The organism is Mucilaginibacter sp. (assembly GCF_028288105.1).
GTDB lineage: Bacteria > Bacteroidota > Bacteroidia > Sphingobacteriales > Sphingobacteriaceae > Mucilaginibacter.
In genome coordinates this window covers 1-11,472 of record NZ_JAQBOI010000161.1, presented here as the reverse complement: position 1 = coordinate 11,472, position 11,472 = coordinate 1, and the positions used below count along the sequence as shown (strand labels likewise).

Below are 11,472 nucleotides of genomic sequence, written 5' to 3'. Positions count from 1 at the left end.
TGACCTATACAATTACCAATCAAAAATATATAGAGTTACCCACCAAATACGTTATACGCCGTTATGGGTATAAGCCAGGTAAAGTAGTTTTAACCTTTGATGATGGGCCCGACCCGGATTTTACCCCCCGGATCCTCGACATCCTTAAAAAAGAGAAAGTACCTGCTTCATTTTTTGTAGTAGGCTCGATGGTTGAAAAGAACATCCCTATCCTAAAAAGAATTTATGACGAGGGCTACGAGATAGGAAACCATACTTTCTTCCATCCGGATATATCTACCATTAGCCTGGATAGGGTTAACCTGGAGCTAAACTCCACCCGTAAACTGATAGAATCTATCACCGGCCGTAGCACTATATTATTCCGCCCCCCTTTTAATGCCGATGCCGAGCCGCAAACCCTGGCCGAGGTAATACCTGTGGCAGAAAGCCGCAAGCAAAGCTATATCACTATAGGCGAGTCAATAGACCCATGGGATTGGCAACCGGGCGTAACAGCCGATAGTATTATTGCACGTACCATTCGCCAAAAGGATAATGGGTCAATGATATTACTGCACGATGCCGGCGGTGATACACGCGAAGAAACCGTTAAAGCCCTGCCGGCAATTATCCATTTCTTTAAAAAGAACGGCTACGAGTTTACCACCATTGCCGATATTTTAGATAAAACCAAAGATGACCTGATGCCCCCTGCCGAAAAAGAAAGCAATAGCTTTTGGGGTAAATATTATGATATAGTTGTGGTGGGCTTTTTCCTGGGGAACAAGTTTATCTTCTACCTTTTCCTATCAGCCATATTCCTGGCAATGGGCCGTATTATTTTAATTGGGATCCTGGCGACAAGGCAGTTCAATGTCAACAAAAAGATTGACACTGCTCCGCATCCTCAACCCCCGGTAAGTATTATTGTGCCTGCTTACAACGAAGAGGTTACGGCTATAAAAACCATACAAAGTTTATTAAAAACCGAGTATCCCGATTTTAACATCATTTTTGTAGATGATGGGTCGAAGGATAAAACCTTCCAGGTTGTTTCTGAAGCTTATGGCAACCATCCGCTGGTAAGGGTATTAACCAAGCCAAACGGCGGTAAAGCATCCGCCCTTAACTTTGGTATTACCCACGCCGAACATGATTATGTAGTTTGTATTGATGCCGATACCCAGCTTAAAACCGATGCCATTTATCACCTGATGGCCTACTTTACCGACGCGGAGATTGGGGCAGTTGCAGGTACGGTTAAAGTGGGTAACGAAACTAACATTATTACTAAGTGGCAGTCTATAGAGTATATAACCGCTCAAAATATGGATCGCCGCGCGTTTGATATTATCAACAGCATTACGGTGGTACCAGGTGCTATTGGGGCCTTCCGCAAGTCGGCTATATTCAAGGCCGGGGGCTTTACGTATGATACACTGGCCGAAGATTGCGACCTAACCATGCGTATTTTAAAGTTGGGCTACGTAATAAAGAACTGTGCCGAAGCAGTAGCCTATACAGAAGCGCCCGAGTCTTTAAACATGCTGTTAAAGCAACGTTTCCGCTGGAGCTTTGGGGTTATTCAAAGTTTCTGGAAAAATCGCGACGCCCTGTTCAATAAAAAATTCAGCTATTTTGGGATGGTGGGTATGCCAAATATCCTCATCTTCCAGATCATATTGCCGCTGTTTTCTCCTCTGGCAGATTTCATTATGCTGCTGGGCCTGTTCGGCGATAAGCCCGAGAAAATGCTCACCTATTATGTAGCCTTTGTAATGATCGATTTCCTGGTGGGTATACTGGCCTTCCGTATGGAGAAAGAAGACTACCGTAAGCTGGTCTATATCATTCCACAGCGTTTTATATGGCGCCAACTCATGTATTACATCCTGTTCAAATCTATCCGCAAAGCCCTAAAAGGCGAGCTGAACACCTGGGGTGTATTAAAACGGACAGGTAATGTAAAGCTTAAAAAAGGAGAGTTGATTGGGGAAAGCAATGAGCCGCCGATGTAATTTACTGGTTCATTAGTTCAATGGTTCATTGGTATCGGTATTGCTGAGGTCTTACTAGTAACCTTGGGGTGGCTAACTTAGTCTCCCCACAAACGCAGCTACCAATGAACTAATTTAACCAATGAACTAACCAACCCGCTCAATCAAACAAACCGCATAGGCAACAACACCTTCTTCGCGGCCAATAAAGCCAAGCTGCTCGTTAGTGGTGGCTTTTATGGAGATATCCTCTTCGCTAATGCCGGCGGCTTTGGCAATGTTTACCTTCATTTCGGGGATGTGCGGGTTTATCTTGGGGGCTTCCAGGCAAACCATAGCATCAATATTACCTATCTGCCAGTTTTTTTCGGCCAGCAGGGCAACAACGTGCTGTAATAATACCAGACTGCTGATGCCTTTCCAGCGATCATCGGTATTAGAGAAGTGGAACCCAATATCGCGCAGGTTAGCGGCGCCTAAAAGGGCATCACATATAGCATGCAGTAATACATCAGCATCTGAGTGGCCAAAAGCACCACTGGTATGTTCAAGGTTAACACCACCCAAAATAAAGGGGTGCTGTTGCTTCAACTGGTGTACATCAAAACCAAAACCTACTTTAATTTTAGCCATTATTTTTTAGAAGCATTGTTGGTACCGCCAAAGCTGGCAGACAAAGTAAAACGAAGAGTATTTGCCAATGGGCTGTTTTGCTGGCTGGCCATTAGGTAGGAAAAATCAAAATTGAATATATCATACTTCAACCCAAAACCCGCGGTTGCATAATGCCTGCCACCTTTGGCAGGATTCTCATAAAAATAACCTGCTCTTACAGCAAAGCGGTCGTTATACAAATATTCTACCCCAGGCGAAAAGCTTAATTCTTTTAATTCTTCGCTAAAGCCACCCGGTGCATCGCCAAAAGAACGGAAGATCCCGGCAGGGACAGATACATCATCATCACTCCCCTTTATTATGTTGCCGTCATTATCCCTTATTGGTGGTGTTGGCACTAAAAGCTTATTAATATCAAACGCAACAGTAAACTTGCTCAGATCATCAAGCGCCCAGGTATTGGCTACGCCAAATTTTAGATTAGCAGGTAAAAAATAGCTTGGCCCCGTAGTGGTATAGCTTATTTTATTACCAATGTTAGATATATTGGCACCAAACGCAAATAAAGAATTATTGCCGTAAGGTTTTTTGTAATACAAGGATACGCCTGCTGATACCGCGTTACCGGCTTTGTTTTGCTGCCCCGAACCAGATACAAATGCGCCGTTACTAAAATTTGAATAGATATAGCGCATAGTTAACCCTAATGACAGGTTCTCGCCAAACTTGCGTGCGAATGAAGCATCGATAGAAAACTCGGTGGGCTTATATACGCCCTGATCGGTCTGGTTGGCGTCTATTAGCTGGATAGACCCCAGGTTAAAATAACGTAACGATGCGCCAAAAGTATTCCTGTCGTCTATTTTATGGGCATAGCTTAAATAGGCCAGGCTTACATCGGGCACTAAATGTCTTAACCACGGGCTGTATGATAAAGAAACATCATTATTATTTTCAAGGAAGGCCAGTTTTGCCGGGTTCCAATAATTGGCGTTAACATCCGGCGATAAGGCTACACCGGCATCGCCCATTGCCCCTGAGCGCGAATCTGGCGAAATATTTAGAAAAGGCACAGCAGTTGGTATAGCATTTACACCGCTACCGCTGGTGGTAGTTGTGCTTTGCGCCGCAGCAAATGCAGGCAAAACAAGTAGTATATATGTGTAAATGTTTTTAGTACTCAAAAACTTCATTGGTGCAATTTAGTCTTATTATTTAAAAATAATATAAATATGCAAATGATATTATCAACGTTAACACACAAGCAATGGCATTAACATATAAGCAATTTAAGTTGAGCCATTAATAGTTCAGATTATTGTAACTCCGCTAATGAAATGTACGTTTAAGTAGGTTTAGGTCTATACTTATTATTAAACACTTATAATTACACAAATTTATAATTGATTTTTTTTTAAATTTACCTCCAAATATATTTTGCAAAATATGAAAGTACTTACTAATACTGCTTTAGCGTTGTTGGGATTAGGTGTTATGCTTAGCAGCTGCAGTAAAAAACAGCAATCGCAAAAAACAGGTTTAGCTTATAACGATCGCACAAACGGTGGTTATTTGCGCTTTAAGCAAAGCCACCCTACCCCGGGCCCCGGCCTTGTACCTATTGAAGGTGGAACCTTTGTTTTAGGCGGTAGTGCAGACCAGGATGTTACTTACGAATATAATAACCTGCGCCGCAGGGTAACTGTCCCTTCATTTTATATGGATGAGACCGAAGTGTCAAACCAGGATTGGCTTGATTACCTGCACTGGATAAATATTACTTTCCCAACTGATAACGAATTATATTACAATGCCCTGCCGGATACGCTGGTATGGCGTAAACCATTATCATATAACGAACCTTACGTAGACAACTACCTGCGCCACCCTGCATTTCAGGATTACCCTGTTGTTGGTGTTACCTGGGAACAGGCACAAGAGTACTGCTCATGGCGTACTGATCGTACCAACGAAAACATTTTACGTGAACGTGGTAGCCTGGTAAGCTGGAAAGACCAGGCAGGCGGTAAAAAAGGCGCGGTTGCAAATAACGCTCAAAAAGAGCCTTATAATAACGACATGTACCTAAACGGCCAATACAAAGGTGCCGGAATTGACGGTAAAAAAATGATAACAGACCTTAACCCTAACGCACCTACTACCGGTACCGGTAAAAATGGACGCGCGGTAAGGCCGGTACGTTTAGAGGATGGTATATTAAAACAAGGTTACCGCCTACCATCTGAGGCGGAGTGGGAATATGCCGCTTTGGCACTTGCCGGTAATACCCAGTTCGAAAACATTAACGATGGCCGCGTATACCCATGGGATGGCCTTGGTGTACGTTCGCCAAGCAAAAAAACACGTGGATTAATATTAGCCAACTTTAAACGCGGCGCCGGTGATAACGCGGGTGTTGCGGGTGGCTTAAATGATAAAGCCATTATTACCGCCCCAGTACGTTCATACCAGCCAAATGATTTTGGTTTGTATAACATGGCAGGTAATGTTAACGAATGGGTTGCTGATACTTATCGCCAAACTTCATTTGAAGAAGTGGATGATCTGAACCCTTTCCGTGGTAACGAGTTTACCAATAAACGCCTTGCCGACCCTATAAAGGGCTTATATGCAAAAGACAAATATGGCCGCCCTATTAAAGACCCGGCCAGGTCTAATAAAAAATTAAAATACAGCGAAATGATAGCCCAGCAACAGGCACAGGCCGCTGGCAATACGCAACCGGGCGCAGTTAACAGCGCACAGCCGGCGGCAACTACTGCAAGCGTAGTAAAAGACCCATTGGCCGGCAAAGCTTACACAAATGATTACAGGGATTACGGCGATTCGGTAAACACCAGCTTGTATGGTACCACAACTTTGGTTAATAACCACTCAAAGGTTTACAAAGGCGGTTCATGGAATGATATGTCTTACTGGTTAAACCCTGCAACCCGCCGTTTTATGGACCAGGAAGCTACAAGTGCCGAAGTTGGTTTCCGTTGCGCAATGACCATGGTTGGCGCGCCTGAAATACACCCCGAAGGCAAACCGCACCTGCCGATTAAAAAGGCTAAAAATTACAAAGCCAGATAAAGATCCAATCTTAACCCTATTATAAGCCGTTTCCTGAAAAGGAAGCGGCTTTTTTGTTTACACCACATTTGGCTTGTGCAGCGTTAGGGATTGAAGCGGATACCGGCCCGTGGTTAAGGCCTGCGCAGTATAAGCGGATAGCCCGGCCGCAGGCAACGCCATCATTAATTTAAACAACTATTCCCCGCACATTAAAAAATCAACAATTAAAAAACAAAATCACCTAACCTGTTAATATTCAGTAAAATGTTAACAAATAAATTACCACATATTAACGTTTATAAAATAGTTTATCGCTTACTTTTATAGACCTGTAAAAGCAGATCAGATAAAATTAACCTAAAACAATTTTTATGACCTGGAGAAAATTTAGCGGTGAGGTTATCCAAACCCCCATACTTGAAGAGGTTGAAGCTGCCATTGAACGGGAAACAAACCTGGGCAATAAACTAAAAGTTTGTATCGGTACAGATTCGCAGGTGAAAGGCGCGGTTACCGATTTTGCTACTGTAATTGTTTTTATCCGTGAGCAGCGTGGGGCTTTTATGTTCATTCACCAGGAACGCTCTTCGCAAAAAATGAGCATCAAAGAACGTATGCTTTGCGAGGTGCAAAAATCAATTGACATTGCCTACAAGCTTTGCGACCTGCTTGACCTGTACGATGTAGAATTGGAGGTACATGCCGATATTAATACCAACCCCAATTTTAAAAGCAATGCTGCCCTGCACGAAGCTATGGGTTACATACTAAGCATGGGTTTCGTTTTCAAAGCCAAACCCGAAGCTTTTGCAAGCTCGTGCTGTGCTAATAAAATGGTGCAGTAAGTGGTGGTGAGTGGTGAATAGAGGGTGGTGAATAGTTGCCTACATCTCACAGGACAGGCTGCCTGCTGAAACTAAAAACTGCTAACTGAATAAGGGCGTTGCCTGCGGCCGGGCTCATCCGCTCATACTACACGGGCCTTAACCACGGGCCGGTATCCGCTTCTATCCTTAACGCAGGTAGGCATAAGGCTTTGTGGCCGCCAAACTTTACCAAATTCTTACTTTATATAGCTTCTACATTTATATATTTGCTTGTAAACATAACAAGCCTATGTCTCCGCTTATTGAAATTACCGACCCAAGGGTATTTGACCCTTCAACCATAATAATTGATGTACGTGCCGGTGCCAACGCGCACGAGCGCTACCTGGCAGGCCACTTACCAAATGCCATCTTTGCCACTTTAGACGATGACCTGGCCGAGCACCCTGCCGACCCTGCCATTGGCGGAAGGCACCCTTTACCATCATTACAGGATTTTGCGGCAACTTTATCACGCTGGGGCATAAAGCCCGATAGCCACATTGTGGTTTACGATGATAAAAACGGGGCTATGGGTGGTGCACGCCTTTGGTGGATGCTGCGCTCGATAGGCCATACCAACGTACAGGTACTAAATGGCGGTTTAAAGGCTGCTACTGATGAGGGTATGGAACTAAGTACCGACGAGTACAAACCCACTGCTACCGGGCCCTACCCTATCCCCAAAGAATTTAGCCATACGGTAGATATTGAAGAAGTAAAAGCAGCCGCCAAAGCCGACCATCGTGTGGTTATTGACGTGCGAGAGGGGCAGCGTTATCTGGGCTATATCGAACCACTCGACCTGGTTGCAGGCCATATACCCGGCGCTGTAAATCTGTTTTACAGCACCAGCCTATCGCCCGAGGGCAAATACCTTACCTCGCAGGCATTGGCAACTCTTTATAAAGATACTATTGGCGATGTAAAGCCCGAAGATGTGATCGTTCATTGTGGATCGGGTGTTACAGCATGCCACACTTTGTTGGGCATGGAGCATGCCGGTATTACCGGGCCAAAACTTTATGTTGGTTCGTGGAGTGAATGGAGCAGAAGGGACTTGCCTATTGCAACAGAAGCTAACGGACTTTAATATGCTATACTTAAAACAGCAACCCATTATGCCTGTTACACAAGCGTGAAAACATACTCTTTAAAGTTTAAACAGAATATCCCTATTAGTTTAGATGAGGCCTGGAATTTCTTTTCGTCGCCGCTAAACTTGGCAAAGATAACCCCTGCAGATATGCGTTTTGTGGTAACATCTGATTATACCACCGATACCAAAGTGTATGCAGGTATGATCATTACCTACAAAATATCGCCCCTGGCCGGCATAAAACTAAACTGGATGACCGAAATAACCCACGTAGTGGAAGGGCAATATTTTGTGGATGAACAGCGCTTTGGGCCATATGCATTATGGCATCATCAGCATCATTTTAAAGAGATACCCGGCGGTGTAGAAATGACCGACATACTTAATTATGCTATCCCTTACAGTATTATAGGGCAGTTTGCCAACAAAGTTTTTGTAGGTAAAAAACTTAAAGAAGTGTTTGATTACAGGGTGAAGGCAATTGAAGGATTGTTTGGGAAGATGTAGGTAATTGCACTAAGCGAACTGTCATTTCGAACGACAGAGAGAAATCTTGTTCAAATGATAGGTGGCGAAATTGCACAATGAACAAGATTTCTCCTCGTACCTCGTTCGAAATGACAGGTGGAGCACACCAACTGGCGGGAGTTATTCCTATTTACAATACTTCTTAGCTTCTTCAACGGCGGCTTTAGAACCTAAGGTAGCAGCCTTTTTAAAATCGGCACAGGCGCCTGTAACATCTTTTGTATTGATGCGTGCTTGTCCGCGCAGATAGTAGATCTCGTCGTTATTTGGTTCCAGTTTTAGAGCGTAGCTAAAGTCGGCATTCATACGGTCGGTATTGGCCAGATAGCTTTGCGCCAGGCCACGATACGCGAAAACAACAGTGTTGTCCAGGTCAATAAATAAAACGCTGCTGTAATCGTCTGCAGCTCCCTGGTAGTTCTTCATGGCCATACGTACTTTGGCTCGTATAAGATACGGCTCTTCATTATCCTCGTGGATCTTAATGGCTTTACTAATATCAGCTAATGCACCGGGATAATCCTTTAGATCAAGCTTAGCGCTGCCCCGGTTGCTGTAAGCATCAACAGACGCGGTATCCAGTTTTAAAGCGGCATTATAATCTAAAATAGCACCATTAGTATCACCAAGGCTTTGTTTAGCCGCACCACGCCCTACATAAAAAGTCGCGATCTTTGGGTTCTTTATGATCAGTGTATTTAGTATCGGTAAACTTTCGCCGTTGAAACTGGCCTTCATCATCGATCTTACCATCCGTACGTAAAAACTATCGTCGCTGGTACCTGTATCTGTCATCTTCTTAAAATCGGCTAAGGCACCTGCCCTATCACCCGCCTTTAAGCGGGTATTGGCTCGCCTTAAACGCGTTTCTACATTACCGGGCTGTATCTCTAACGATTGGGTATAGTTTTTAAGCGCTGTAGCGTAATCTTTACGATCAGTTGCTATATTGCCTAACACAACATACGAGTAATCGTTAGAGGGGTTCATTTTAATGCCCAGGTTCAGGTCGGTTAATGCTGTTGCGGTATCCTTCAGTTCCAGCTTGGCCCTTGCACGGGTAATATAGGCGTAGCTGTTTTTAGCATCCAGCTCAATGGCTTTATTAGCATCTTGTTTTGATTCGTCGTAATTTTTAGTGCTAAGCTTTAAGTCTGCACGGTTCTGGTAGGCTTCCGAGCTTGGTTTTAAATCAATCGACTTATCAAAATCAGTCATTGCGCCTTCCCTATCATCCAGGTTATACCTCACAATGCCATCAAACAGGTATAGTTCGGCATTATTAGGATCTTGTTTTATAGCCTGGCCAAAGTATTCCAGCGCGCTTTTTTTATCATTATTATTACTTAAAGCGTTTGCCAGGTACCTGTATAGGTTTGGCATTTTAGGGTTAAGCGTAATCACCTTTTTATAATCGGCAATGGCCGCATTGTAATTTTTTAAATTGCTGTATGCGTTACCGCGATAAAAGAAAGCTTCGGCATTTTTGGGGTTCATGTTGGTCGCAGCGGTATAATCTGCAATGGCGCCTTTAAAATCGCCTACGTTACCCTTCGCGTTGGCACGATAAAATATCAGGTCGGCGTTTTTAGGGTCGAGGCCTGCCGCTATATTGTAATCTTCAATAGCGCCTTCGTTATATTTTAAATTGCTTTTGGCTACACCACGGTACTCATAAAGCGAGGGATCTTTAGGATTTAAAGCAATGGCTTTGGTAAAATCTTCAACAGCACCAGCATGGTTGCCCAGGCTTGCTCTTGCATTTGCCCTGTAGTGGTACATATCTGCATTGGGTGCCAGGGCAATCGCTTTGGTAATATCTGTTACGGCATCGGCAAATTTTTGCTGCGCGTTATTTGCGTTACCGCGATAAAAATAAGCGAAAGGGTTTTTAGGGTCAAGTTCAATGGCGTGGTCATAATCCTGTATGGCCATTGAGTATTCTTTCAAATCGTTATAAGCATTGGCGCGGTAAAAGTATGTCCGTCCGTTCTTGCCATCCAGTTGTATGGCTTTTGTAAAATCGGCAATGGCGGCATTATAGTTCTTTTGCCCTGCTTTTGCGTTGCCGGTTTGCATAAAGGTTTCGGCGGTTTGCGCTACACAGCAAAAAGGTAAAAGAAAAAATATGATGAATAATCTGGCCATAAAATCTATCTAAAGGGCTTGTACATGAATGCTACGGATGCGGTGGTACCATCGCCGGTGTTGCGGCCATTTATAAAGTGTCCCCCCGTTAAGAATGTAGAGAACCGCCTGTCAAATGTGTAGCCATAAGTTAACGAAGCCTGGTTAAACGCGAAGTTTTTATTGGTTGCCTGTATAGGTGAAAATTTGGTAAAGCTACTGGCCGAATAAAACCCACCTACCGATACCGATATCTGGTGACGGAACTTCCTATCCAGCGTTAAACCGAATGAGCCGTTATACCTGTCCTGGATAGGCCCTTCAGAACCGAAGTACTGGCGTACGCCGTTCTCCAGCGTAAAATAGCAGTTTTTGCCCAGCACCTTACCGCTGCCTGCGAAGGCCAGTTTTAACTCGGCACCCTGCTCGCGGTAACCTAAGTTTGGATCGGTATATAGCGGGGTAACAAAGGCACCCTGTATGGTAAAATAATAGGTGTAGTTGATGTTGGCCAGGTAGTAGCGTACACCCACTTCCAGATCGGTAAGGCCCGAGCTTACCGTTTTGGAGTTATTATCCGCGTAGGTATTTTTTACATACGGCAGCAACCCTATCAGGGTAAACCGCCTGCTTAAGCCGTACTCAGCGTATAACGAAAAGCCTAATGACTCGAACTGACCGCCGTTGGCAAACAGGTTTTTACGGCGTAAGGAGTCCCAGCTCCTATCAGCATAAAAATAACTGAATGATGGTGATAGCAACAACCTTTTTGGCCGTACAGGGAAGCCACCCGCATGGCTGCTATTTGGCGCCAGCATCATAAAACTGGTGGCTATTAGTAAATATTTTAAGTAAGTTTTAATCATCTTATTTGTTAAAATAATCCAAAATAATCGCGCATCCATCTGCCCTCAAGGTTTTTGTAAGCCTGCGATATCTCGTGCCCAAGATCTTTAAATACCATTATCCGCTTTTTGCCCGGTACAATGTTAAAGGTAGCATACTCATTTGCCGGTGGTGCATATGGGTCTAACAAACCTATCCCCATTATCATGGGGCATGTTATACCTGCGGCAAAGTTTTTCCCGTCGTAATAGTTTAGGTTGCCTACCACTTTCTGGTAAGTAAGCCCGGGCTGTGTTTTAATGTATTTCTTAATATCGTTTATAGGCCAGGTTAC

10 protein-coding genes are annotated in these 11,472 nt (G+C 44.0%); 5 read left to right on the top strand and 5 right to left on the bottom strand.

The window, feature by feature from the left end:
* A partial coding sequence (locus JWQ85_RS11320) for a glycosyltransferase (protein WP_299467953.1) occupies window positions 1-2,000 on the top strand: 2,000 nt, incomplete at its 5' end.
* Window positions 2,001-2,126: 126 nt separating this feature from the next.
* On the opposite strand, the gene ispF is transcribed toward JWQ85_RS11320, so the two are convergent.
* Window positions 2,127-2,612 carry a 2-C-methyl-D-erythritol 2,4-cyclodiphosphate synthase gene (gene ispF, locus JWQ85_RS11315; protein ID WP_299467951.1) on the bottom strand — a complete coding sequence of 162 codons (486 nt, stop codon included), beginning with the start codon at window positions 2,610-2,612 and terminating at the stop codon, window positions 2,127-2,129.
* Window positions 2,612-3,787, bottom strand: coding sequence for a type IX secretion system outer membrane channel protein PorV (gene porV / locus JWQ85_RS11310; RefSeq protein WP_299467949.1), 1,176 nt, complete (start codon window positions 3,785-3,787; stop codon window positions 2,612-2,614). Before porV ends, ispF begins: the two co-directional genes overlap by 1 nt.
* Window positions 3,788-4,040: 253 nt before the next feature.
* On the opposite strand from porV, the gene JWQ85_RS11305 reads away from it, so the two are divergent.
* The 4 genes from JWQ85_RS11305 (at window position 4,041) to JWQ85_RS11290 (ending at window position 8,144) form a co-directional block, all read left to right on the top strand.
* The gene (locus JWQ85_RS11305) at window positions 4,041-5,690 is read left to right on the top strand and encodes an SUMF1/EgtB/PvdO family nonheme iron enzyme (RefSeq protein WP_299467947.1); all 1,650 of its coding nucleotides are present in this window, start codon (window positions 4,041-4,043) and stop codon (window positions 5,688-5,690) included.
* A 353-nt stretch (window positions 5,691-6,043) separates the two neighbouring features.
* Window positions 6,044-6,517 (top strand): ribonuclease H-like YkuK family protein, encoded by a 474-nt coding sequence (locus tag JWQ85_RS11300; protein WP_256540103.1) that lies wholly within the window; start codon window positions 6,044-6,046, stop codon window positions 6,515-6,517.
* A 271-nt stretch (window positions 6,518-6,788) separates the two neighbouring features.
* Entirely contained in the window at window positions 6,789-7,631 is an 843-nt protein-coding gene (locus tag JWQ85_RS11295) for a sulfurtransferase (protein WP_299467944.1), read from the top strand.
* Between the two features lie 45 nt (window positions 7,632-7,676).
* On the top strand, window positions 7,677-8,144 hold the full coding sequence (locus JWQ85_RS11290) for an SRPBCC family protein (protein WP_299467942.1): 468 nt from the start codon (window positions 7,677-7,679) through the stop codon (window positions 8,142-8,144).
* Between the two features lie 147 nt (window positions 8,145-8,291).
* On the opposite strand, the gene JWQ85_RS11285 is transcribed toward JWQ85_RS11290, so the two are convergent.
* From JWQ85_RS11285 to JWQ85_RS11275, 3 genes are all read right to left on the bottom strand, one after another.
* Entirely contained in the window at window positions 8,292-10,313 is a 2,022-nt protein-coding gene (locus JWQ85_RS11285; protein WP_299467940.1) for a tetratricopeptide repeat protein, read from the bottom strand.
* 5 nt (window positions 10,314-10,318) lie between these two features.
* Window positions 10,319-11,158, bottom strand: coding sequence for a hypothetical protein (locus JWQ85_RS11280; RefSeq protein ID WP_299467938.1), 840 nt, complete (start codon window positions 11,156-11,158; stop codon window positions 10,319-10,321).
* Between the two features lie 8 nt (window positions 11,159-11,166).
* The coding region (locus JWQ85_RS11275) for an acetylxylan esterase (RefSeq protein ID WP_299467936.1) at window positions 11,167-11,472 on the bottom strand (306 nt) is incomplete at its 5' end.

What these genes read in the sequence shown, in the direction of transcription:
- JWQ85_RS11285 (WP_299467940.1), bottom strand. Translation starts at nt 10,313, where the DNA reads ATGGCCAGATTATTCATCATATTTTTTCTTTTACCTTTTTGCTGTGTA.
- JWQ85_RS11295 (WP_299467944.1), top strand. Translation starts at nt 6,789, where the DNA reads ATGTCTCCGCTTATTGAAATTACCGACCCAAGGGTATTTGACCCTTCA.
- porV (WP_299467949.1), bottom strand. Translation starts at nt 3,787, where the DNA reads ATGAAGTTTTTGAGTACTAAAAACATTTACACATATATACTACTTGTT.
- JWQ85_RS11280 (WP_299467938.1), bottom strand. Translation starts at nt 11,158, where the DNA reads ATGATTAAAACTTACTTAAAATATTTACTAATAGCCACCAGTTTTATG.
- ispF (WP_299467951.1), bottom strand. Translation starts at nt 2,612, where the DNA reads ATGGCTAAAATTAAAGTAGGTTTTGGTTTTGATGTACACCAGTTGAAG.
- JWQ85_RS11300 (WP_256540103.1), top strand. Translation starts at nt 6,044, where the DNA reads ATGACCTGGAGAAAATTTAGCGGTGAGGTTATCCAAACCCCCATACTT.
- JWQ85_RS11305 (WP_299467947.1), top strand. Translation starts at nt 4,041, where the DNA reads ATGAAAGTACTTACTAATACTGCTTTAGCGTTGTTGGGATTAGGTGTT.